This is a genomic window from Sphingomonas sp. CARO-RG-8B-R24-01, from assembly GCF_022662295.1.
Taxonomy (GTDB): Bacteria; Pseudomonadota; Alphaproteobacteria; order Sphingomonadales; family Sphingomonadaceae; genus Sphingomonas.
The window spans coordinates 190,582-212,525 of record NZ_JAKNQI010000004.1; the positions used below are offsets into that span (position 1 = coordinate 190,582).

Below are 21,944 nucleotides of genomic sequence, written 5' to 3' on the forward strand. Positions count from 1 at the left end.
AGTCTCAAGTCCCGCTGCTGTGGGGCTCCTTAGAGCCCGAGTCCTATCGCGGCCCAGTAGACCGCCCCCGCAGCGATGTAGGCGAGCGCGAACAAATAGCCAACCATGAAGGCGGGCCACTTCCAACCGTTGGTCTCGCGCCGGGTGACGGCGATCGTGGAAATGCATTGCGGCGCGAACACGAACCACATCAGGAAGGCGAGCGCGGTCGGCAGGCTCCAGCGCGCGTGGAGCGTCTGCGCCATCTTCGCCTCGCTCTGCTCGCCTGCGGTATCGATGGCATAGACCGTGCCGAGCGCCGCCACCGCAACCTCGCGCGCCGCCATCGCGGGGATCAGCGCTAGCACGATGTCGCGGTTGAAGCCGATCGGGCGGAATGCGGGCTCGATCCCGTTGGCGATCCGCCCGGCGATCGAATAATTGACCGCCGAGACCGGGCTCCCTTCGGGCGGCTTGGGGAAGCTCAGCAGCGCCCACAGGATGATCGTCGTGAAGGCAATCGTCGTGCCCGCGCGCTTGAGGAAGATCTCGGCGCGGCTCCACAGCCCGATCGCGAGATCGCGCGCGCGCGGCATCTGATATTTGGGCATTTCCATCATGAAACCCGAGGATTCGCCCTTGGTCACGGTGCTGCGCAGCACCAGCGCGACGACGAACGCGCCGACCACCCCCATGATGTACAGCCCGAGCATCACCAGCCCCTGCAACCCGACGAACGGCAGCACCTTGGTGTTCGGGATCAGCGCGCCGATCACCAGCGTATAGACCGGCAACCGCGCGGAACATGTCATCAGCGGCGCGACGAGGATCGTGGTCAGCCGGTCCTTCTCGTCCTCGATCGTCCGCGTCGACATGATCCCCGGCACCGCGCAGGCGAAGCTCGACAGCAACGGGATGAACGCGCGCCCCGACAGGCCGACGCTCGCCATTACCCGGTCCATCAGGAAGGCGGCGCGGACCATGTAGCCGCTCGCCTCGAGCACCAGGATGAAGAAGAACATGATCAGGATCTGCGGCAGGAATTTCACCACCGCGCCGACGCCCGCGATCATCCCGTCGGTGATCAGCGAGCGCAGCACCGAATCGGGCATCACGTCCTTGACCAGCCCCGATACCCAGTCGAACCCCGCCGCGATCGCATCCGCGGGGGCGGCACCCGCGAAGAACACCGCCTGGAACATCGCGAACAGGATGACGAACAGCAGCACCAGCCCGAACACGGGATGCAGCGCGACCGAATCGAATGCATGGCCCCAGCGCCGCGCGGGCGCCTCCGCCACGGTCGCCGCGGTCGCGATCTTGCGCGCACGGCGTTGCAGCGTGACGATGTCCTCGCCGATCGCATGGTTGCTCGGGCGAAGCCGGATCGCCGCGTCCGCATCGACGATCCCGCCGAGCAGCGTCTTCAACTCCTCGAGCCCGCGCCGCCGCACCGCGACGGTGGGGACGACGGGAACGCCGAGTTCTTCCGAAAGCTTCTTGGAGTCGAGCGTCAGACCGTCGCGCTCGGCCAGATCGAACATGTTGAGCGCGACGACCACGGGGAGTCCGAGCGCGATCAGCTGGAGCGTGAAGCGCAGATGGTTGTCGAGGTTGGACGCATCGACCACGACGACCAGCGCGTCGGGCAATCGCTCGCCGGCTTGCGTGCCGGTGACGACGTCGCGGGTGACGCGCTCGTCGGGACTGGACGGTTCGAGGCTATAGGCACCGGGCAAGTCGACCAGGTCGACGATCCGGCCGTCGGGCAGCGCGAGCTTGCCCGAATGGCGCTCGACCGTGACGCCGGGATAATTCCCGACCTTCTGCCGAGCACCGGTCAGCGCGTTGAACAGCGCGCTCTTGCCGGCATTGGGATTGCCGACCAGCGCCACGAGGGGCGTGGCGGTCATCGTAATGGGGTCACTTATTGCGTGACGGGCGAAACGAAGATCGTGCTGGCAACGGCGCGACGCAGCGCGACGGTCATGCGGCCGATCCGGCACGCGATCGGCCCCTTGCCGAGGCTGGCGCGGTGAAGCACCTCGATCCCGACGCCTTCATCGAACCCGAGTTCGCGCAGACGGCGCGCTTCGGGAGTCGACAGATGCGCCCAGTCGATCGCGGCAACCGTCGCGACCTGCCGATGCGGCAGCGATTCGAGGCTCAAGGGCAGCTTCACGGGATTGGACATATCCATGATGCGAGTGATTATCAATAACGCGAGGACAACGCCAGCACTAAATGCGAGCGGTTCGCAGTTCGTCGCATCCGGCCGGCAGGATGGCGCAGGAGGCGATCGACACCCCTGTCACCCCGGCGAAGGCCAGGGCCGCCATGTCGGGATTCGGAACCGCCGTCCCGCGACCAACGTAGCGGCCCCGCCCTGCGCGAGACCTCTGTGAAAGTCAGCTTTTGGACCCTTATTTGCTGTTTCCCGCGAAGGCGGGAATCCAGGGCCAAGCAAAACAACACCTTAAAGCTCTCGTGACTCCTGGGCTCCCGCTTTCGCGGGAGAACACTTGTGGTTTCGCAAGAGACTCGAGCAGGCCGGGGTGGCCGCCGAATCACACCGCGGGGTAGCGCAGCCGCCCGATGAACCGCGACAAGCTCGGCCGCAGTTCGGACTGGCTGACGATCCGGCTCTTGATCCGCTCGAACCGCATGATCCCCCAGATCCGCCGGGCAAGGAACGCGCGCGTATCCGCATGCCCCTCGCTGTCGTCGTCGAGGAACACGGTGACGGTCGCGGCATAGACCCCGGCGAGCAGCGTGCGCTTGGTATAATGGTTATAGTCGGTCGCGGTGTCGCCCGCCGCGCGCCACATCACATCGGCGGCATGCCACCCGAGCTTGACCCCGCGCACCGCATTCTGCGGCAGCGCCAGGATCGCCAGCGCCCGCCGCAAGGCCTCGCGATTGGGCGCGACGATGTCGAGCCGTGCCTCGACCAGCGCGGGAATCCGGTCGCGCACCTTCATCATCGTCAGCCGCGCCTGCGGCAGGCGCGCGAGCATCTCGGCATCGACCTGCGCGAACCACGCCTCGATCATGTCGACGGCACCACCCGGAAACGCCAGCCGCGCGACGTCGCGGTCAACCCCCGCCTGGTCCGCCGCCATGTCGCGCGCGGCATCGCCCCAGCCATCGAACCCGGCATTGTCCGCGATGGACGGCGCCAGCGCCGCGCGGATTTCGTCGAGCGTCGCGTCAGCGAGACGGTTGACGGGAACGGATGCTGGAACGGGGAGCGGGATCGGATCGGCCATGCGCCCTATCTAGTCGCGTGCGCGACGGCTTACCAGCACCAGCGCGACCGCGACGAGCGATGCGCCGAACAGGTCCGCCAGCCCCAGTTTCTCGCCATAGACGGTCCAGCCGATCGTCGCCGCGACCATCGGCTGAACCAGCAGGGCGAGACCGACGACGAGCGGCGGCAGCTTGCCGAGCGCAAAGATCATCAGCCCCTGCCCGATCACCTGGCTGACCAGCGCGAGCCCGATCAGCGGTCCCCAATGGGTCGGCCACATCTGTTCGCCGAGCGCTTGCGCGAAGATCAGCAGCGGCAGCACGCTGGCCATCGTCGACAGCGCCAGCGCGGGGATCGGCGCCAGCGTCGTGCGCGCGCGCGCCATCAGGATGAAATAGGCGGTGTAGAGCACCCCCGCGAGCAGGCAGAGCATATCGCCGGCCAGATGCCGCGAATCGAGCTGGTAGGAGCGCCCCATCAGCAGGATCGCCCCCGCCGTCGCCAGCGCCAGCGCGATGCCCTGGATCCGCGTCGGCCACGCGCGCGAGACCAGGAAGCCGTAGATCGGGAACATCAGGATCGCGCAATTGCCGAACAAAGTCGCATTGGCGAGCGTGGTCCGCAGGATGCCGAGGTGCCAGCTTCCCAGGTCCGCCGCGAAGCAGATGCCGCCCAGCGCGATCATACCCCACAACAGGCGCGACAGATTGGCGCCGTTCGCGCCGAACGGTCGCCACCCCGTCGCCAGCGCGGTTCCGGCAAGCAGCGGCGCCGCGAGCGTAATGCGCCAGAACGCCGAGGATACCGGCCCGACATCGGCAAGCCGGACGAACCACGGCCCGAACGCGAGCGCGACGTTGGCGAGGATCACCGCGACGATCGCGAGCGCCGTCGGCTCAGGCGGTTTTTGGGCGGCGACAGTTTTTCTTTCGGGGGAGCGCGGATGCATGTCGCCGTGTAGCCTCCTATCTGTGCTGCGTCACAGCAAAAGGACCTTGTGCACATGCCCAGCCTGTTCGATCCGATCCAGCTCGGCGCGATCCACGCGCCCAATCGCATCCTTATGGCGCCGCTGACGCGCGGTCGGTCGACCAAGACGTTCGTCCCGACCGAGATGATGCAGGACTATTACGAGCAGCGCGCGAGCGCGGGGCTGATCATCACCGAAGCGACCGGAATCAGCCGCGAGGGTCTCGGCTGGCCGTTCGCACCGGGCCTGTGGAACGACGAGCAGGTCGAGGCGTGGAAGCCGATTACCGATCGCGTCCATGCCGCCGGTGGCCGGATCATGGTGCAGCTGTGGCACATGGGCCGCCAGGTCCATTCCTCGGTGATCGGCACGCAGCCGGTGTCCTCCTCGGCGACCGCGACCGCGGGCCAGGCGCATACCTATGAGGGCAAGCAGGACTTCGAGACCGCCCGCCCGCTCGAACTGTCCGAGATTCCCCGCCTGATCGACGATTACGCGCTGGCGACTCGCAACGCGCTCGCCGCCGGGTTCGACGGGGTGCAGATTCACGCCGCCAATGGCTATCTGATCGACCAGTTCCTGCGCGACAACGCAAACTTCCGCGAGGACGCCTATGGTGGCCCGATCGAGAACCGCATCCGCCTGCTGCGCGAAGTGACCGAGCGGGTGGCGAGCGTCGCCGGTGCCGATCGCACCGCGGTGCGCCTGTCGCCCAATGGCGACTCGCAGGGTGTCGACGACAGCAACGCGACCGGCCTGTTTACCGCCGCTGCCAAGGTGCTCGACGAGATCGGCATCGCCTTCCTCGAACTGCGCGAACCCGGCCCGAACGGGACGTTCGGCCGGACCGACGTGCCCAAGCAGTCGCCAGAGATCCGCAAGGTGTTCAGCAAGCCGCTGGTGCTCAACTCGGATTACATGACCGTCGCGGAGGCGCAGGCCGTCATCGATTCGGGCGTGGCCGATGCGATCGCCTTCGGGCGGACGTTCATCAGCAACCCCGACCTGCCCGAACGCCTGCGCACCGGCGCGCCGCTGGCGAAGGACGACGCCAGGACCTGGTACAGCCAGGGTCCGGAGGGGTATATCGACTACCCCGCGTTGCAGAAGGCGGACGCGTAAGCGTTACCTGACGACCGCCGCGCCAGTCATGGCGTGGCGGTCCCTTCCCCAATACCGTCATCGCCGCGCAGGCGGGGATTCATAGCGGCTGACGGTGCCAGGTACATCAGACGCCCGAGACGAGTTCTGCCTGCGCATGGCCTCTGTAAAAAGCATCGCTGTTCTCCCGCGAAGGCGGGAGTCCAGGGGTTGCAAGAACTGCAAGCCGTCGGTCTGCTCGGCTCTGGATTCCCGCCTTCGCGGGAAAACAGCGGATACTGCGTCCGTAACCATCTTTCGCAGGGGGCTGGCCTCCGCGCGAATGACGGACTTGGGGGACGGGGAATTACCCCAGCGGCACGAACCGCAGCGGCAACCCGTCCTTCGGTCGCGGGATCGGCCAGGCTTGCCATTCCGCTCCCGACCCCGGTTCGAGCTCGATCCGATACCGGCTCAGCAGCTGCGTCAGCAGGATGCGGATCTGCATCGTCGCAAAGTGCAGCCCGAGGCACATGTGCGCGCCGCCCCCGAACGGCACCCAGGCATATTTGTGCCGCGCGCGGACCGCGTCCGGCGTAAAGCGCAGCGGATCGAACCGCGAAGGCTCGGGCCATAGCGCGGGCATCATATGGGTATAGGCGACGCTGACGCTGACCGTGCTGCCCGCCGGGATGTGATAGCCGCCGAAATCGAAATCCTTGATCGCGCGCCTGGGCAGTGATGGCACCGGCGGAATCATCCGCAGCGCTTCCTTGAACGCCATGTCGGTCAGTTCCAGCCGGTCGAGCTGGCCATAGGGCAGCGCGCCGTCGTCGTTGAGCCCGAGCCCGGCGATCTCCGCGCACAGCTTCTCCTGCCATTCGGGATTCTGTCCGAGCAGCATCACGAGGCTCGTCGCCGACGAGGTGATCGTGTCATGCGCCGCCATCATCAGGAAGTTCATGTGATCCGCGATCGCATCGGCCGACAGCGGCTGCCCGTCATCCCCGGTCGCGCGACAGAATTGCGAGAAGAAATCCTGCCCGTCGCCCGCCCGCCGCGCCGGAATCTCGCGCTTGAACAGGTCGACAAGATAGGCGCGCGCGCGGACCCCCTTGCGCATTTGGGTGCCGGGGAGGGGAATGCGGATCGGCGTGATCGACGCCTGAACCTCGTCGACGAACGCCTGGTTGATGCGGTTCGCCTCCTCCCCCAGCGGCATCCCGAGGAAACTCTCGGCGGCGAGATCGAGCGTCAGTTCCTTGATCGCATCGTAGAAGCGCAGCGGCCGATCGCCCCAGGTCGCGACCGCGCGCGCGATCCCCGCATTGAGCGTCTCGGCATAATGCCGCATCGGCTCGGGCTTGAACGCGACCGCCATCACCTTGCGGTCGGCGCGGTGCTTCTCGAAGTCCATCAGCATCAGCCCGCGCGGGAACAGCAGGTTGAGCAGCGGCCCCCACCCCTGTTCGGACGAGAACACGCGGTCGCGGTCGAACAGCACCAGTTCGTTCGCGTCCGCGCCGACCAGCGTCACGGTCGGGCCGCCGAACGCATTGTTGCGGAACACCGGGCCATAGGTCGCGATCATCCGCCGCCCGAACGCCCCCGGATCGCGCAGCATGCGGAAGGTGTTGCCGATGAAGGGAAGCCCGTCCTCACCGGGAATCGCGCGGATCGCGGATTGCTTCTGGCGCGGCAGCCAGTGCGGATTGGCCTTGAACGTGTGGGCGTATGCCATCGTGTCGCTCTCCCCGCTTATTGACACCGGTATAAGTAAGCGGGGGGACGGTGGGAAGAGGGTGCGCCGAGCGTCGCCGCGCTTCCCCGGCAAGGGCAGGCCTATTCTAACTTTTTCCAATTCTGCTTCCCCGGCGAAGGCCGGGGCCCAAGAGAGGGACCTGAGAAGTTCAAACGCTGCGCTTCGTTACCAAAACCTGCGCTCCTGGGCCCCGGCCTTCGCCGGGGAAGCGCAAAGCGGTGCAGGGTGCGGAATGCCGGGTGCGAATGAAACCCGCGCGCGATTCAGCCGAATCGTTCCTTCAGCGCGATCATCGCCAGCGCGGCCTTGGCGGCTTCCCCGCCCTTGTCCTTCTCGTGCCTACGCGCGCGCGTCAGCGCCTGCGCTTCGTTCTCGGTTGTCAAAATGCCGTTGCCGATCGCCAGCCCGTCCATCGACAGCGCCATCAGACCGCGCGCGCTTTCGCCCGCGACGATCTCGAAATGATAGGTTTCGCCGCGGATCACGACGCCCAGCGCGACGAACCCGTCATATTGCTCGCTGTCCGCCGCCAGCGCGACCGCGCCGGGAATCTCAAGCGCGCCCGGCACGGTGATCGTTTCGTGGCTGTGCCCCGCCTCCTCGATCGCGGCGCGCGCGCCTTCGAGCAGCAGGTCGTTGAGATGCTCGTAGAAGCGCGCTTCGACGATGAGGATCTTGGCCATTATTCTCCGCCCGTGCCGGGGATGGTGCGTTCGTCGACGATCGACAGGCCATAGCCTTCGAGCCCGACGAGCGCGTGATGCGTGTTGGTCAGCAGGATCATTTCCTCGACCCCGAGTTCGGCGAGGATCTGCGCGCCGACGCCGTAATCGCGGAGTTCCTCGACCTCGGGCGCGCCCGCGCCCTTGCCCTCGCCGCGCAGCTTGATGAAGCGCGTGACCGAATCCTTCATCGGGCGGTTGATCACGACGATCACGCCCGCGCCTTCCGCGGCGATCGCTTCCATCGCCCCCGACAACAGGCCCGATCGTTCCGACGTCTCGCCGAACATGTCGACGAAATAGGAGGCGGTGTGCATCCGGACCAAGGTCGGCCTGGCCGGGTCGATCTTGCCCTTGACCAGCGCGATCGTCTCGTCGCCGGTCGCCTTGTTGTGGAAGGTCATCGCTTTCCACTGCCCGCCCCATTTCGACTCGAACGCCATTTCGGCGCGCTTCTCGACGAGATGGTCGTGGCGGCGGCGATAGGCGATCAGGTCGCGGATCGTACCGATCTTGAGATTGTGGAGCTGCGCGAAGCCGACGAGATCATCGAGCCGGCTCATCGTGCCATCCTCGTTCATGATCTCGCAAATCACGCCCGACGGATTGAGCCCCGCGAGCCGCGACACGTCGACCGCCGCTTCGGTATGCCCGGCACGCACCAGCACGCCGCCATCACGCGCGACCAGCGGGAAGACGTGGCCGGGCGTCACGATCTCTTCCTTGCCCTTGGACGAATCGATCGCGACCGAAATCGTCCGCGCACGGTCGGCGGCGGAAATGCCCGTCGTCACGCCGTCCCGCGCCTCGATCGAGGTGGTGAAGGCGGTCTCATGCCGCGTGCCATTGTGGCGGCTCATCAGCCCGAGCCCGAGCTCGTCGACGCGCTTCTTGGTCATCGCGAGGCAGATCAGGCCACGGCCATGTTTGGCCATGAAGTTGATCTTCTCGGGGGTCGCCATCTGCGCGGGGATGACGAGGTCGCCCTCATTCTCGCGGTCCTCGTCATCGACGAGGATGAACATGCGGCCGTTCTTGGCCTCGTCGATCAGTTCCTCGGGCGACGACAGGAAGCCGTGGCGCAGGCGCGCGACTTCGGGACCGGTCGATGGGTTAACGGCCACGATAATGCTCCATGCGCTTGAGATACCTGGCCAGCACGTCGATCTCGATGTTGATCGGCGAACCGGCATGAAGACTGCCGAGCGTGGTGACGGCGGCGGTGTGCGGGATCAGGTTGATCCCGACGAGCACGCGGTCATCCTCATCCTCGACGCTGTTGACGGTGAGCGACACGCCGTCGAGCGTGATCGACCCCTTGGGCGCGACGAACGGCGCGATGTCCGGACCTGCAGCGATCACGACGCGGAGCGATCCGCCCTCGGTCGTGGTCGAGACGACCTCGCCGATCCCGTCGACATGGCCCGTCACGATATGCCCGCCGAGCTCCTCGCCGAGTTTGAGCGCGCGCTCCAGATTGAGTTTCGCGCCGTCGGTCCATTGCCCCGCGGCGGTGCGCGACAGCGTTTCGCCCGAGACGTCCGCAGCGAACCAGCCGCCCAGCGCATCCCCGCCCTTGTCGACCACCGTCAGACACACGCCCGAGCACGCAATCGACGCGCCGAGATCGACCCCGCTCATGTCATAGCCGGTCGCGACGATGACGCGCAGGTCGCCGCGCTGCTCGACTCGGTCGATCGTGCCGATGTCGGTAATGATCCCGGTGAACATCGCTTTATCCTCTTGCGCCCGTCGTTGCCGCGGCAAGGGGTGCCCTTACGCGTTCGTAAACCTCGAGCCGGTCGCTGCCAAGGGTGCGCGCATCGGTCAAGGCCCAGCGGCCATGCGCGTCGGCCAGCGCGGTCAATCCGATGTCAGGAAGCGTGCGCCCGCCACCGATCAGGATCGGCGCGCGGTACAGCAACAGGCGGTCGACCAGATCGGCCGCGAGGAACGCCGTCGCGGTGGCGGGGCCGCCCTCGACCAGGACGTGATCGACGCCGTCGAGGTCCGCAATCGCCTCCGGCGACGTGACATTTTCCCAAGCGCCGGACTCGGCATCGGGATGCGCGAAGGCGGGCGTATGCGACAGGATCAGCCGCCGCGGCGCGCGATCCTCAAGTCCGGCAAGCCGGACGTCGAGCGCGGGCGAATCTGCGTCGATCGTCGCGCGGCCGACGAGGATCGCCTCGTGCCGCGACCGCTCGAGATGCGCGTGCGCGCGTGCTTCGGGGCCGGTGATCCACTTGCTCGTCCCCGACTCCAGCGCCATCGCGCCGTCGAGCGACATGGCGAGCTTGAGCGTCACGTACGGACGGCGCAACGCAAGCCGCGTGAGGAAACCCGCCATCGACGCGCGCGCGGCAGCCTCGCCGGTCCCCACGTCGACCACGATCCCCGCCTCGCGCAACCGCGCAATCCCCACGCCATCGGTGCGCGCGTCGGGATCGCGCAGCGCGACGACGACGCGCGCGACGTTCGACAGGATCAGCAGGTCGGCGCAGGCGGGCCCGCGCGGCGAGACATGCGCGCACGGTTCGAGCGTGACATAGACCGTCGCACCGCGTGCGCGGTCGCCCGCCTGCGCGAGCGCCATCGCCTCGGCATGGGGGCGTCCGCCGGGCTGCGTCCAGCCACGCCCGACGACCTTGCCTCCCCCGTCTCCTGGCGCGACGATGATGCACCCGACGTTCGGATTGGGCGCGGTCCGCCCGCGCCCGCGCGACGCCAGCGCGAGCGCCGCGCCGATCCAGCGCTGGTCGGTCATCGCTAGATCCCCCAGGCCTTCAGCCCGTCGTTCACCTTCTTGAATTGCGCGCGGCGTTCCGCCTTCAGTCGCTCGAGCTCGGCGTCCTGCTTGGCCTTCGCCGCGCCGTCGATCTTCTGCTGCGCAATGATCTGCGCATCGGTGCGGTCGAGCCGCCAGTTCTGCACATAGATGATGTCGCGGTGATATGGCTTGGGCGGAATCCGCGATTCATAGATCACGCCCATGATCATCACGTATGTCAGCGCGAGCGCGACCCCCATGAAGCCGAGCTGATGCGGCCGCCGCGTCGTGACATACCCCTTCACGTCGCGGAACGCCTGCCTGGGCGAGAGATATTGCAGGAACTTCATGGGAGGAGAGATAGGCGCGGGCAGGGGGCTGCGCCAGCCCTACCCGCGCACGCTAGTCCTGCCCGAGCTGGAAGCGGACCGCCATCTGCTGCCACGCCTCGACCGCCACGCCGTCGCGCGTCGCCGGGGTGAAGCGCCATCTGGACAGCGCCTGGCGGCGAGTCGCCTCCAGGAATGCGGGCGATGCCGCGCTGATCGCCTCGACCTGCTTCACGCGCCCGTCCGTGCCGACCAGCACGCGCACGACGACTCTTCCCTCATGTTCGGCAAGGCGCTCGTCGGCGGGATAGGCGGGCTGGAACGAGTCGCGGTAGCGCGCGTCGATCCGGGCCGGGGTGAGGACCGGCGCGGGCGGCAGCGGGATCGTCCCCGCATCGCCGCTGTCCCCGGCCGTGGCCGTCCCGCCCAGCGGCGGAAGGTCGACCTTCACCCCGGTGATGCCGCCGGTCGTCACCGGGATCGGCGGATCCGTGACATCGACGTGATCGATCGGTTTCGGCGTCACCGTCTTTGGCAGCACGCTCTTCGGCTGCGGTTTGGGATGTTCGGGCGGGGGTGGATCGGTCGGGAGCGGGATGTTGGTCGCCTCGATCGTCGGGACGAAATGCTGCACGAAATGCGGGGCTGTCAGCGAAAGCCCGAACAGCAGCACGCCGCTCGCGCCAAGCGCGAAGGCGACGCCGCCCGGATTGAGGCCGCCGGGCCGGGAATAGCGATCTGCAACCATGCGCTCATCTCCACCTAAGACCGCCCGGTCTGCGCCGGGACTAATCGAGGATGTTACATCATAACGTTACCAGCGCAAGAGACGTTGTCTCATGTCATAGCGCCGCCTGCGGGCGCATGATTCTGTCCGAACGCGCGAAGCGGTGGCTTGCCGCCGGTGCGGTGCGGCGCGTCCGGCCCGGCGACCTGACCCGGGTTGGAACAGATATCCATCCCGCATGTCCTACACGCCGCGATTCCGCTAAGCTCCGGGCACGCTCTTTGACAGATCCGCTCGCTTGACCTTCCCTTCGGAGAACGCGCGCGAAACGACTGCGTTTATCCCTAACCTTCCCCTAACCTTCCGGCGGCGGTCCTACCCCGCCAGCCGCTCGCGCGCCCGATCCTGTCCGATCAGCGGCAGCAGCGCCTTCATGTCGGGCCCGTGATCGAGCCCGGTCAGCGCGCGGCGCAGCGGCAGGAACAGCGCCTTGCCGCTCCGCCCGGTCTCCTGCTTGAGCGCGGCGGTCAGCGCGTGCCACGGGTCGGCGTCCCAGGCGATGACGTTGGTCAGCCGCGCCGCGGATTCGAGGAAATCGGCGTCGGCGGGGTCGCGCTCCGCGGTGATCGGCCCTTCAATCACGCGCCACCAGTCGGCGGCTTCGGCGACAGTCGTCAGGTTGGGCCGCACCGCCGCCCATTCCGCTTCGCCCATCCCCGCCGGAAGCCGCTCGGCGACATGCGCGAAATCGAGCTGATGAACGATCTTGGCGTTGAGTCCGGCGAGTTCCGCCTCGTCGAACCGTGCGGGCGCGCGACCGAATCTGGCGAAGTCGAAGCTCTCGACCAGCGCCTGCGTCTCGACCAGCGGCTCGACCGGCAAGCTCGTCCCGATCCGCGCGAGCAGCGCGCGCACCGCTTCGGGTTCGATCCCGATCTCGCGGAAATGCGCGACGCCGAGCGAGCCGAGCCGCTTGGACAATTTGCCTTCCGCCCCCGTCAGCAGCGCCTCATGCGCGAAGGCGGGCGCCGTCACCCCCATCGCCGTGAACATCTGCAACTGGAGCGCGGTGTTCGACACATGGTCCTCGCCACGGACGACGTGCGTGATCCCCATCTCGGCATCGTCGATCGCGGAGGGGAGCATGTAGAGCCACGATCCATCGGCGCGGCGGATCACCGGGTCGCTCATCGTCGCGGCATCGAACTTCTGGGCCCCGCGGATCAGGTCGTCCCATACGATCGGCGTGTCGTGATCGAGCTTGAAGCGCCAGTGCGGCTGAACGCCCTCGGCCGCGAGCGCCGCGCGATCCGCGTCGCTCAGCGCGAGCGCGGCGCGATCGTAGATCGGCGGCAGCCCGCGCCCCGCCGCGATCTTGCGCTTGAGGTCGAGCTCCTGCGCCGTCTCATAGGCGGGATAGACCCGACCCGCCACGCGCAACGCCTCGAACCGCGCCTCATAGAGCGCGAACCGCGCCGACTGCCGTTCCTCGCCATCGGGCACGAGCCCGAGCCACGCCAGGTCCGCGCGGATCGCGTCGACGAAGCGTTCCTCGCTGCGCTCCGCATCGGTATCGTCGATCCGCAACCAGAATTCCCCGCCCTGCGCGCGCGCCCACAGCCAGTTGTGGAGCGCGGCGCGGATGTTGCCGACGTGGAGGTGCCCGGTGGGCGACGGGGCGAAACGAGTGCGGACGGTCATCCCTCCGGCCTACGCAGCCCCACGCGCCGGGGCAAGCGCGCGACGCTTTGTACCCCGCCCCCTTTCGCGATCCGCCCCGCGCTTCTAAGGGAGTCGCGATTTTGTCACGCAGTAAAGGGCGGCCACACATGAAACTTCTCACCGGGAACGCCAATCTCCCGCTGGCTCGCGACATTGCCGCCTATCTCGAGATCCCGCTGACCCAGGCGAGCGTCCGCCGCTTCGCCGACGAGGAAGTGTTCGTCGAGATCCACGAGAACGTCCGCGGCGAGGACGTCTTCGTGCTCCAGTCGACCGGCTACCCGGCGAACGACAACCTCATGGAATTGCTGATCTGCATCGATGCGCTCAAGCGCGCGTCGGCCAAGCGGATCACCGCGGTTGTGCCCTATTTCGGCTATGCCCGGCAGGACCGCAAACCCGGCCCGCGCACCCCGATCTCGGCCAAGCTCGTCGCCAACCTGATCACCGTCGCGGGCGCCGACCGCGTCCTGTCGGTCGATCTCCACGCCGGGCAGATCCAGGGGTTCTTCGACATCCCGACCGACAATCTGTTCGCCGCCCCCGTGATGTCGGCGGACATCCTGACGCGCTATGGCAGCCGCAACCTGATGGTGGTCTCGCCCGACGTCGGCGGCGTGGTCCGCGCGCGCGCGCTGGCCAAGCGACTCGACAACGCTCCGCTCGCGATCGTCGACAAGCGCCGCGAGCGCGCGGGCGAGTCCGAGGTGATGAACATCATCGGCGAGGTCGAGGGCCGCTTCTGCATCCTGATCGACGACATCGTCGATTCGGCCGGCACCCTGTGCAACGCCGCCGCCGCGCTGAAGCAGGCGGGCGCCGAGGGCGTTGCGGCCTATGTCACGCACGGCGTGCTGTCGGGCGGCGCGGTCGCGCGCGTCGAGGGGTCGGCGCTCGAGGAACTGGTGATCACCGATTCGATCGGGACGCACGAGGTGATCAAGGACGCCAAGCGCATCCGCAACCTGACGATCGCGCCGCTGCTCGCGGAAGCGATCCGCCGGATCGCGGACGAAAGCTCGGTGTCGTCGCTGTTCGACTGAGCCGGGGGACGACGCCCCCCGCGCCTCAGTGGATCGGGTCGCGCTGCGTCATCGGCGCGCGCACCCCGGCGCGGTGGCGGCGTTTCAGCTCCGCCTTCAGGTCTTCCGGCCGTTGCGCGACCAGAAACCCGAAGCTGACGCTTCCGTCCCTGGTCTCGACCACATGGTGCAACCGGTGCGCCTGGATGATCCGCTTCATATAGGCGGATTTGGGCAGATAGCGGGTCGGCAGGCGGCGGTGCACGATGATGTCGTGAAACCCGAAATAGATCGCCCCGTACGCCGCGATCCCCGCGCCGATCCAGGTGCATCCCGGCCACCAGCCAAGCTGCACGCCGCCGAGCAGCAGCACGAACGACGGCACCGCGAAGATCGCGGCATACCAGTCGTTCAGCTCCCAGTTGCCGGTACGTGGCGCATGGTGGCTGGCATGGAGGAACCAGCCGAATCCATGCATGATCCAGCGGTGCGCAGCGTAAGCGAAAGCCTCCATCCCGACGACGGTGGCGAGAAACAGCGCAAGGGCAGCAATCCACGACATCCCTCCCACATAGGCGACCCGCGGCGCAAAGGCGAGGGTCGCAAGGGGTGGATTCACCGCGCCCGCTGTGCTTAAGGCACTCGCAAACTCGACCTCTGAAAGGCACGAACCCATGAACATCCACGAATATCAGGCCAAGGAACTCCTGGCGAAATTCGGCGTGCCGGTTCCGGCGGGCTTCTCCGCCATGTCGGTCGAGGAAGCGGTTGCAGCATCGGAGAAGCTCCCCGGGCCGCTCTATGTCGTGAAGGCGCAGATCCACGCGGGTGGCCGCGGCAAGGGCAAGTTCAAGGAACTCGGCCCCGACGCAAAGGGCGGCGTCCGCCTCGCCAAGACCGCTGACGAGGTCCGTGCCGCCGCGACCGACATGCTCGGCAACACGCTGGTGACGATCCAGACCGGCGAGCACGGCAAGCAGGTCAACCGCCTGTACGTCACCGACGGCGTCGACATCGCCAAGGAATTCTACCTCGCGCTGCTCGTCAACCGCGCCACTGGCCGCGTGTCGATGGTCGCCTCGACCGAGGGCGGGATGGACATCGAGACCGTCGCGCACGACACCCCCGAGAAGATCCACGCGATCGATATCGATTGCGCAACCGGCTTCCAGCCGCATCACGGCCGTGCGGTCGCGGCAGCCCTCGAACTCAAGGGCGATCTCGCCAAGCAGGCCGCGAACGTCGCGTCCAAGCTGTACGATGCGTTCATGGGCACCGATGCCGAACAGATCGAGATCAACCCGCTCGCGGTGACCGAAGACAACAAACTGATGGTGCTCGACGCGAAGGTCGCGTTCGATGGCAATGCGATGTTCCGCCACAAGGACCTGCTGGAGCTCCGCGACGAGACCGAGGAAGATCCGGCCGAGCTCGAAGCGTCGAAGTACGACCTCGCCTACATCAAGCTCGACGGCGACATCGGCTGCATGGTCAACGGTGCTGGCCTCGCCATGGCGACGATGGACATCATCAAGTTGAACGGCATGTTCCCGGCCAACTTCCTCGACGTCGGCGGCGGCGCGAACAAGGAGAAGGTCACCGCGGCGTTCAAGATCATCCTGAGCGATCCCGCGGTGAAGGGCATTCTCGTCAACATCTTCGGCGGGATCATGCGCTGCGACATCATCGCCGAGGGCATCGTTGCCGCGGCGAAGGAAGTGAACCTCGCGGTGCCGCTGGTCGTCCGCCTCGAAGGCACCAATGTCGAGAAGGGCAAGGAAATCCTCGCGTCCTCGGGTCTCGCGATCGTTCCTGCGAACGATCTTGGCGATGCCGCCAAGAAGATCGTTGCCGAGGTCCAGAAGGCCGCCTGATCCGGCGTGATTCGCGAAAATCGGGGGGCCTGGACGGAAACGTCCGGGCCCCTTTCTCGTTTAGGCCCGGAATAGTTTGACCGGACAAATGAAATGCCGTTACGTCAGGCAGGGTTTTCCGTACCGTACTTGCGAAAAGCGCGGAAAATAGCCATCTGCTCGCCAGATGCACCGCCTTAAATGCAGGCGGCGAACGCAATCGACCTTGGAAGGGATAGCCGATGAAGGTGCTGGTACCGGTCAAGCGGGTGCTTGATTACAATGTGAAACCCCGCGTGAAGGCGGATGGAACGGGCGTCGATCTGGCGAACGTCAAGATGAGCATGAACCCGTTCGATGAGATCGCGGTCGAGGAAGCGATCCGGCTCAAAGATAAGGGTGTCACCGAGATCGTCGTCGTGTCGATCGGCGAGCAGAAGAGCCAGGAAACGCTGCGCACCGCGCTCGCGATGGGCGCCGACCGGGCGATCCTGGTCGTGTCCGAGGACCGGGTCGAGCCGCTCGGCGTTGCCAAGCTGCTGAAAGCCATCGTCGACGAGGAAAAGCCCGATCTGGTGATCCTCGGCAAGCAGGCGATCGACGACGACAACAACCAGACCGGGCAGATGCTCGCGGGGTTGCTCGGTGTCGGTCAGGCGACGTTCGCGTCGAAGGTCGAGCTCGCCAGCGACAGCGTCACCGTGACGCGCGAGGTCGATGGCGGGTCGGAGACCGGGACGCTCAAGCTTCCGGCGATCGTGACGGTCGACCTGCGGCTCAACGAACCGCGCTACGCATCGCTGCCCAACATCATGAAGGCCAAGTCCAAGCCGATGGCGCAGAAGACACCGGCCGATTTCGGGGTCGACGTCAGCCCGCGCCTGACCACGCTCAAGGTGGTCGAACCCGCCAAGCGCTCCGCCGGCGTGAAGGTCGCGGACGTGGATGAACTGGTTGCCAAGCTCAAGACGATGGGAGTTTCCAAGTGAAGACGCTCGTTTGGGTCGAACATGACGGTGCCACCGTCAAGGACGCCACGCTCGCCGTGGTCACCGCCGCTGCGCAGCTCGGCGAGGTGCATCTGCTCGTCGCTGGCCAGGGCGTCGACGCCGTCGCCGCCGAAGCCGCGAAGATCGCGGGCGTGGGCAAGGTCCATGTCGCGGACGACGCCGCCTATGCGCATGCGCTCGCCGAGAACGTCGCGCCGCTGATCGTCCAGCTGATGGGCGATCACGACGCGTTCCTCGCGCCCGCCACCACCAATGGCAAGAACATCGCGCCGCGCGTCGCCGCGCTGCTCGATGTCATGCAGATCAGCGACATCCTGTCGGTCGAGAGCGAGGACACGTTCACGCGCCCGATTTATGCAGGCAACGCGATCGCGACGGTCCAGTCGAAGGACGCCAAGAAGGTCATCACCGTCCGCGGCACCGCCTTTGCCAAGGCGGCGACCGAGGGCGGCACGGGCACGATCGAGGCGGTCGCGACGACCGGCGACCTCGGCGTGTCGACCTATGTCGGCAGCGAGATCGCCAAGTCGGAGCGGCCGGAACTGACCTCGGCCAAGATCATCGTCTCGGGTGGGCGTGCGCTCGGGTCGGGCGACAAGTTCCACGAATTGATCGATCCGCTCGCCGACAAGCTCGGTGCCGGCGTCGGCGCGAGCCGTGCGGCGGTCGACGCGGGCTATGCCCCGAACGACTATCAGGTCGGCCAGACCGGCAAGATCGTCGCGCCGGAAGTCTATGTCGCGGTCGGCATATCGGGCGCGATCCAGCATCTCGCGGGCATGAAGGATTCCAAGACGATCATCGCGATCAACAAGGACGAGGACGCGCCGATCTTCCAGGTCGCGGACATCGGCCTGGTCGGGGATCTGTTCAAGATCCTGCCGGAGCTGACCGGCAAGCTCTGAGCGGCGTGACCGACGTCGAGCGGCTAAAGCGGGCGGCCCAAAAGGGTCGCCCGTTTTATTATGGTAGCGCAACATTCCTTGTTGTTTGCGGCGCCGTTACTCGGCATGAACCATGCCGTTGCTCGGGGGGGCAGCGAGTACGAGTCGGCAGGTTCAGCGAATCGTTTGCGCGCCCCGCGTGGGGGTTCGCGGTTTGTGCAGCGCATCGGTCCGCTGAACCTCGTCACCCGTTTCGCGTCAATCGCTGCCGATCGGCTTGGGCGGCGTCACGGTCTGGCCAGGCAAGGGCGGCACATGCCGCAGCATCAGCGCGACGACCAGCGCGGCCGCACCGAGCATCAGGCAGAACAGCGTGACCCCGGGCCACCCCGCGCGCGTCCAGGCGATACCGCCGGCTGAGCCCAGCACGCTCGATCCGGCATAATAAAAGAACAGGTACAGCGCGGTGCCCTGCCCGCGATGCTCCAGCGCGCGCCGCCCGACCCAGGCGCTGGCGATCGAATGCGCGCCGAAGAAGCCGATCGTCACCGCCGCGATCCCGACGACGACGCTCCACAACGGCGTGGTCGCGGTCAGCGCGATGCCCGCGATCAGCAGGACCACCGGCATCCAGAACACCAGCCGCCGCCCGCGCCGCCCCGCCAGCGCCCCGAACCAGGCCGAACTCGCCGACCCGAGCAGGTACAGCAGGAAGATCGCCCCGACGGCCGCATGGCCCAGGCCGTACGGCGGGGCCATCAGGCGGAACCCGACATAGTTGTAGAGCGTGACGAAGACGCCCATCAGCAGGAACGCCTCGGCATAGAGCAGCGGCAGCGCGCGATCCGCGAACAGCGTTCGCGTCGCCTGCCAGACCGATCCACGCCGCTGCATCCGCCGGACGAAGCCCTGCGACTCGGGCGCGAGCCGACGGAACGCCTCCGCCATTGCCAGCCCCGCCAGCCCGACGAGCCCCAGCGCCCAGCGCCAGTCGGCGACCTCGGCGATCAGGCTGACGCCGAGCCGCCCCGCCATCCCGCCGATCGCGCTGCCCGCGATGTACAGGCCCATCGCGGACCCGACCGAGGCATGGTCGACCTCCTCCGCGACATAGGCCATCGCCACCGCGGGCACCCCCGCCAGCGCGACTCCCGTGGCGAAGCGCAGCGCGAGCAGCACCGTCCAGTTCGGCGCGATCGCGGTGGCAAGGCTGAACAGGCCGGCGAGGAACATCGCGGCGACCATCATCGGTCTGCGCCCGATCCGGTCGGACAGCGCGCCGGCAAACAGGATCCCGATCGCCAGCGGCCCGGTCGCGAGCGAGACCGCGAGGCTCGCGCCTTCCGCCTTCACGCCGAATTGCGCCGCAAAGACAGGGAGCAGCGGCTGGACCGAATAGAGCAGCGAAAAGGTCGAGAAGCCCGCGAACAGCATCGCCAGCGTCAGGCGGCGGTATCCGGCACTCCCCTTGGCATGCGCCGCCATCAGAAGCCGGACAACAGGCTGGCGACGTTCCGGCCCAAGGCGTCGACCGCATAGCCGCCCTCCATCGCGATCACGCTGGGCCAGCCGCACGCGGCGATGTCCCGCGCGAGCACGGCATAATCGTCGGTGGTCAGCTTGAAATGCGCGATCGGATCGCTCTCCCACGTATCCGCGCCGAAGCTGACGACGAGCAGGTCGGGCGCGAACCGCGCGATCGCTTCCAGCGCCTGATCCTGCGCGCGGCGGAACGGCGCAAGGCCGGCGCCTTGCGGCAGCGGCAGGTTGAGCGTCGCGCCCTCGCCGTCGCCCGCGCCGGTCTCGTCGGCATGGCCCCAGTAGAACGGGTAATCGCTTACCGGATCGGCATGGATGCTCGCGTAGAACACGTCGCCGCGATCCCAGAAGATGTCCTGCGTGCCGTTGCCGTGGTGATAATCGATATCGAGGATCGCGACGCGCTGCCGCCCCGCGTCGCGTGCGGCCTGCGCGGCGATCGCGGCGGTGTTGAGGTAGCAATAGCCGCCGTAATAATCCGCGCCGGCATGATGGCCGGGCGGGCGGCACAGCGCGAACGCCGCGCGTTCGCCCTCGAGTACGGCCTGCGTCGCGGCGAGCACGCTTTGCGCGCTGGCATAGGCCGAGTCCCAGCTTTGCGCGGTCAGCGGGGTCGAGGCGTCGAAGCTGTAGCGCCCGATCTGCCCGTCGATCCGGTCGAGCCTGAGCGACCGCCGCCCGACCACCGGCCAGACATAGCCCATCGCATCCCCCGGCCGCCCCGCCGCCGCCCAGCGCCCCGGGCCGTCGCGCAGGAACGCGAGGTAATCGTCGGTATGGACCGCGCGGATCGCCGCGTCGCCGCGATCCATCGGGGTTTCCGCGCCGCCGATGGCGGCGAGGATCGTCTCCGCGCGCGACGGTGTCTCGGCATAAGCGGTGAAGCCGCCGTTGTGGAGCTCCTGCGCCGGCGCATGCGCGAGCTGGCGGGGAGAGAAGAAGCTACGCATCGCGTTCCTTTCGTGTCGCCGGGACCAGTCGCAGGACCAGATAGCCCGCCACCGCCGCCAGCGTCGATCCGGCGAGCACGCCGATCTTGACCTCGTCCTGCAACGCTTCGCTGCCCGGAAACGCCAGTCCCCCGATAAACAGGCTCATCGTGAAACCGATCCCCGCGAGCAGTGCGACGCCGTACAGCTGGATCCAGCGCATCCCCTTCGGTCGTCGCGCGATCCCGAGCCGTTCGGCGAGCGCGACGCCGCCCATGATCCCGGCCTGTTTGCCCAGGAACAGCCCGCCCGCGATGCCGAGCACGAGCGGGTCGAGCGCCACCGCCGGGCTGATGCCGGCGAACGATACCCCGGCGTTGGCGAAGGCGAACAGCGGCACGATCCCGAACGACACCCACGGCGACAGCGCATGTTCGAGCCGGTGGAGCGGCGATTCGACCGAATCCGGCATGCCCGGCGACCGCGTCACCGGGATCAGCGCGGCGGTGACGACGCCGGCGACGGTCGCATGCACGCCCGACAGCAGCACCAGCCACCAGAGTGCGGCGAACCCCACCAGATACGGCCAGATCTGCATTACGCGCCGGTTCTTGAGCACCAGCAGGATCAGCACCACGCCGACCGCCCCGCCGAGTGCGACCAGGTCGATCCCGCTGGTATAGGCCAGCGCGATGATCGCGACCGCGCCGCAATCGTCGACGATCGCGACCGTCGTGAGGAACAGCTTGAGCGCCGGGCTGACGCGCCGGCCGAGCAGCGCGAGCACGCCGATCGCAAAGGCGATGTCGGTCGCGGCGGGGATCGCCCAGCCGGCGCGGAACATCGGATTGCCACCGGCGATCGCGAGGAAGACGAGCGCGGGAACGATCATCCCCGCCGCCGCCGCGACGACCGGCAGGCGCCGTCGTGCCGGCGAGGACAGTTGTCCGTCGACCAGCTCGCGCTTGATCTCGAGCCCGACGAACAGGAAGAACCCGGCCATCAATCCGTCGTTGATCCACAGATGCACCGTCATCGGCCCGATCGCGGGCGCGAGCACCGGGCCGGTCGCAACGTGGAGCACGTGGAAATACGCGTCGGCGAGTGGCGAGTTGGCGACGATCAACGCGACCGCCGCCGCCGCCATCAGGACCAGCCCGCTGGTCGCCTCATGCGCCAGGAAGGTCCGCAAGGCGGAACGGATCTTCCGCACGGCGCGCGGCGGGGTGGGGAGGTGTGCCATGTATCCGGCCTAACGCGTGGGAGACGCGGGGGGAACCGGAAGCGAGCGGCGGGTTTGGGAAACGCCTCTTCCCGGTCGCCACTTCGGTCGTCCCCGGCCCCAAAAGCTGCCGTCATGCTGAACGTGTTTCAGCATCCACCGCGCAACAGGCAT

General features: G+C 67.3%; 21 protein-coding genes. 5 read left to right on the forward strand and 16 right to left on the reverse strand.

Annotated elements, in window-relative coordinates; translation table 11 throughout:
• Positions 1-29: 29 nt before the first annotated feature.
• From L8G49_RS10555 to L8G49_RS10570, 4 genes are all read right to left on the reverse strand, one after another.
• Complete coding sequence (locus tag L8G49_RS10555) at positions 30-1,892, reverse strand: ferrous iron transporter B (RefSeq protein ID WP_242185491.1); 1,863 nt, start codon at positions 1,890-1,892, stop codon at positions 30-32.
• A 14-nt stretch (positions 1,893-1,906) separates the two neighbouring features.
• The gene (locus L8G49_RS10560; protein WP_131533015.1) at positions 1,907-2,179 is read right to left on the reverse strand and encodes a FeoA family protein; all 273 of its coding nucleotides are present in this window, start codon (positions 2,177-2,179) and stop codon (positions 1,907-1,909) included.
• 367 nt (positions 2,180-2,546) lie between these two features.
• Positions 2,547-3,248 carry a COQ9 family protein gene (locus tag L8G49_RS10565; RefSeq protein WP_242185496.1) on the reverse strand — a complete coding sequence of 234 codons (702 nt, stop codon included), beginning with the start codon at positions 3,246-3,248 and terminating at the stop codon, positions 2,547-2,549.
• Between the two features lie 9 nt (positions 3,249-3,257).
• The gene (locus L8G49_RS10570; protein WP_242185498.1) at positions 3,258-4,178 is read right to left on the reverse strand and encodes a DMT family transporter; all 921 of its coding nucleotides are present in this window, start codon (positions 4,176-4,178) and stop codon (positions 3,258-3,260) included.
• Between the two features lie 54 nt (positions 4,179-4,232).
• Here L8G49_RS10570 and L8G49_RS10575 point away from each other — a divergent pair, with 54 nt between their 5' ends.
• Complete coding sequence (locus tag L8G49_RS10575) at positions 4,233-5,321, forward strand: alkene reductase (RefSeq protein WP_242185500.1); 1,089 nt, start codon at positions 4,233-4,235, stop codon at positions 5,319-5,321.
• A 325-nt stretch (positions 5,322-5,646) separates the two neighbouring features.
• On the opposite strand, the gene L8G49_RS10580 is transcribed toward L8G49_RS10575, so the two are convergent.
• The 8 genes from L8G49_RS10580 to L8G49_RS10615 form a co-directional block, all read right to left on the reverse strand.
• Positions 5,647-7,020 (reverse strand): cytochrome P450, encoded by a 1,374-nt coding sequence (locus L8G49_RS10580; protein WP_242185509.1) that lies wholly within the window; start codon positions 7,018-7,020, stop codon positions 5,647-5,649.
• Between the two features lie 284 nt (positions 7,021-7,304).
• The gene (ribH, locus tag L8G49_RS10585) at positions 7,305-7,724 is read right to left on the reverse strand and encodes a 6,7-dimethyl-8-ribityllumazine synthase (RefSeq protein WP_242185518.1); all 420 of its coding nucleotides are present in this window, start codon (positions 7,722-7,724) and stop codon (positions 7,305-7,307) included.
• A complete protein-coding gene (gene ribB, locus L8G49_RS10590; protein ID WP_242185525.1) occupies positions 7,724-8,887 on the reverse strand; it encodes a 3,4-dihydroxy-2-butanone-4-phosphate synthase in 1,164 nt (387 codons plus the stop codon). Before ribB ends, ribH begins: the two co-directional genes overlap by 1 nt.
• Entirely contained in the window at positions 8,877-9,494 is a 618-nt protein-coding gene (locus L8G49_RS10595; protein WP_242185527.1) for a riboflavin synthase, read from the reverse strand. Before L8G49_RS10595 ends, ribB begins: the two co-directional genes overlap by 11 nt.
• Positions 9,495-9,498: 4 nt before the next feature.
• Entirely contained in the window at positions 9,499-10,530 is a 1,032-nt protein-coding gene (ribD, locus tag L8G49_RS10600) for a bifunctional diaminohydroxyphosphoribosylaminopyrimidine deaminase/5-amino-6-(5-phosphoribosylamino)uracil reductase RibD (RefSeq protein ID WP_242185528.1), read from the reverse strand.
• 2 nt (positions 10,531-10,532) lie between these two features.
• A complete protein-coding gene (locus L8G49_RS10605; RefSeq protein ID WP_242138099.1) occupies positions 10,533-10,883 on the reverse strand; it encodes a hypothetical protein in 351 nt (116 codons plus the stop codon).
• Between the two features lie 52 nt (positions 10,884-10,935).
• Entirely contained in the window at positions 10,936-11,610 is a 675-nt protein-coding gene (locus tag L8G49_RS10610; protein ID WP_242185530.1) for a TonB family protein, read from the reverse strand.
• Between the two features lie 354 nt (positions 11,611-11,964).
• Complete coding sequence (locus tag L8G49_RS10615) at positions 11,965-13,290, reverse strand: glutamate--tRNA ligase (RefSeq protein ID WP_242185532.1); 1,326 nt, start codon at positions 13,288-13,290, stop codon at positions 11,965-11,967.
• A gap of 128 nt (positions 13,291-13,418) precedes the next feature.
• On the opposite strand from L8G49_RS10615, the gene L8G49_RS10620 reads away from it, so the two are divergent.
• Entirely contained in the window at positions 13,419-14,354 is a 936-nt protein-coding gene (locus L8G49_RS10620) for a ribose-phosphate pyrophosphokinase (protein ID WP_242138102.1), read from the forward strand.
• A 25-nt stretch (positions 14,355-14,379) separates the two neighbouring features.
• On the opposite strand, the gene L8G49_RS10625 is transcribed toward L8G49_RS10620, so the two are convergent.
• The gene (locus L8G49_RS10625; protein ID WP_242185751.1) at positions 14,380-14,895 is read right to left on the reverse strand and encodes a sterol desaturase family protein; all 516 of its coding nucleotides are present in this window, start codon (positions 14,893-14,895) and stop codon (positions 14,380-14,382) included.
• A 112-nt stretch (positions 14,896-15,007) separates the two neighbouring features.
• Here L8G49_RS10625 and sucC point away from each other — a divergent pair, with 112 nt between their 5' ends.
• The 3 genes from sucC to L8G49_RS10640 all read left to right on the forward strand — a co-directional run bounded on the left by sucC (position 15,008) and on the right by L8G49_RS10640 (position 18,101).
• Positions 15,008-16,207 (forward strand): ADP-forming succinate--CoA ligase subunit beta, encoded by a 1,200-nt coding sequence (sucC, locus tag L8G49_RS10630; RefSeq protein WP_242185534.1) that lies wholly within the window; start codon positions 15,008-15,010, stop codon positions 16,205-16,207.
• 221 nt (positions 16,208-16,428) lie between these two features.
• Positions 16,429-17,175: an electron transfer flavoprotein subunit beta/FixA family protein gene (locus tag L8G49_RS10635; RefSeq protein ID WP_242185536.1), complete on the forward strand. Its 747-nt coding sequence runs from the start codon at positions 16,429-16,431 to the stop codon at positions 17,173-17,175.
• Positions 17,172-18,101, forward strand: a complete 930-nt coding sequence (locus L8G49_RS10640) for an electron transfer flavoprotein subunit alpha/FixB family protein (protein WP_242185539.1) — start codon at positions 17,172-17,174, stop codon at positions 18,099-18,101. The genes L8G49_RS10635 and L8G49_RS10640 overlap by 4 nt, the downstream gene beginning before the upstream one ends.
• 237 nt (positions 18,102-18,338) lie before the next feature.
• Here the strand turns inward: L8G49_RS10640 and L8G49_RS10645 are convergent, their stop codons facing one another.
• Genes L8G49_RS10645 through nhaA form a run of 3 tightly spaced genes read right to left on the reverse strand, consistent with a single transcriptional unit; the run spans position 18,339 to position 21,791 of the window.
• Complete coding sequence (locus L8G49_RS10645) at positions 18,339-19,565, reverse strand: MFS transporter (RefSeq protein WP_242185540.1); 1,227 nt, start codon at positions 19,563-19,565, stop codon at positions 18,339-18,341.
• Complete coding sequence (locus L8G49_RS10650) at positions 19,565-20,569, reverse strand: histone deacetylase family protein (RefSeq protein WP_242185554.1); 1,005 nt, start codon at positions 20,567-20,569, stop codon at positions 19,565-19,567. The genes L8G49_RS10645 and L8G49_RS10650 overlap by 1 nt, the downstream gene beginning before the upstream one ends.
• Positions 20,562-21,791 (reverse strand): Na+/H+ antiporter NhaA, encoded by a 1,230-nt coding sequence (gene nhaA / locus L8G49_RS10655; RefSeq protein ID WP_242185555.1) that lies wholly within the window; start codon positions 21,789-21,791, stop codon positions 20,562-20,564. Before nhaA ends, L8G49_RS10650 begins: the two co-directional genes overlap by 8 nt.
• Between the last annotated feature and the right edge of the window lie 153 nt (positions 21,792-21,944).

Bases quoted from the DNA above. Each gene is read 5' to 3' on its own strand.
- L8G49_RS10555 (WP_242185491.1), bottom strand. From the start codon at position 1,892: ATGACCGCCACGCCCCTCGTGGCGCTGGTCGGCAATCCCAATGCCGGC.
- L8G49_RS10560 (WP_131533015.1), bottom strand. From the start codon at position 2,179: ATGGATATGTCCAATCCCGTGAAGCTGCCCTTGAGCCTCGAATCGCTG.
- L8G49_RS10565 (WP_242185496.1), bottom strand. From the start codon at position 3,248: ATGGCCGATCCGATCCCGCTCCCCGTTCCAGCATCCGTTCCCGTCAAC.
- L8G49_RS10570 (WP_242185498.1), bottom strand. From the start codon at position 4,178: ATGCATCCGCGCTCCCCCGAAAGAAAAACTGTCGCCGCCCAAAAACCG.
- L8G49_RS10575 (WP_242185500.1), top strand. From the start codon at position 4,233: ATGCCCAGCCTGTTCGATCCGATCCAGCTCGGCGCGATCCACGCGCCC.
- L8G49_RS10580 (WP_242185509.1), bottom strand. From the start codon at position 7,020: ATGGCATACGCCCACACGTTCAAGGCCAATCCGCACTGGCTGCCGCGC.
- ribH (WP_242185518.1), bottom strand. From the start codon at position 7,724: ATGGCCAAGATCCTCATCGTCGAAGCGCGCTTCTACGAGCATCTCAAC.
- L8G49_RS10595 (WP_242185527.1), bottom strand. From the start codon at position 9,494: ATGTTCACCGGGATCATTACCGACATCGGCACGATCGACCGAGTCGAG.
- ribD (WP_242185528.1), bottom strand. From the start codon at position 10,530: ATGACCGACCAGCGCTGGATCGGCGCGGCGCTCGCGCTGGCGTCGCGC.
- L8G49_RS10605 (WP_242138099.1), bottom strand. From the start codon at position 10,883: ATGAAGTTCCTGCAATATCTCTCGCCCAGGCAGGCGTTCCGCGACGTG.
- L8G49_RS10610 (WP_242185530.1), bottom strand. From the start codon at position 11,610: ATGGTTGCAGATCGCTATTCCCGGCCCGGCGGCCTCAATCCGGGCGGC.
- L8G49_RS10615 (WP_242185532.1), bottom strand. From the start codon at position 13,290: ATGACCGTCCGCACTCGTTTCGCCCCGTCGCCCACCGGGCACCTCCAC.
- L8G49_RS10620 (WP_242138102.1), top strand. From the start codon at position 13,419: ATGAAACTTCTCACCGGGAACGCCAATCTCCCGCTGGCTCGCGACATT.
- L8G49_RS10625 (WP_242185751.1), bottom strand. From the start codon at position 14,895: ATGTCGTGGATTGCTGCCCTTGCGCTGTTTCTCGCCACCGTCGTCGGG.
- sucC (WP_242185534.1), top strand. From the start codon at position 15,008: ATGAACATCCACGAATATCAGGCCAAGGAACTCCTGGCGAAATTCGGC.
- L8G49_RS10635 (WP_242185536.1), top strand. From the start codon at position 16,429: ATGAAGGTGCTGGTACCGGTCAAGCGGGTGCTTGATTACAATGTGAAA.
- L8G49_RS10645 (WP_242185540.1), bottom strand. From the start codon at position 19,565: ATGGCGGCGCATGCCAAGGGGAGTGCCGGATACCGCCGCCTGACGCTG.
- L8G49_RS10650 (WP_242185554.1), bottom strand. From the start codon at position 20,569: ATGCGTAGCTTCTTCTCTCCCCGCCAGCTCGCGCATGCGCCGGCGCAG.
- nhaA (WP_242185555.1), bottom strand. From the start codon at position 21,791: ATGGCACACCTCCCCACCCCGCCGCGCGCCGTGCGGAAGATCCGTTCC.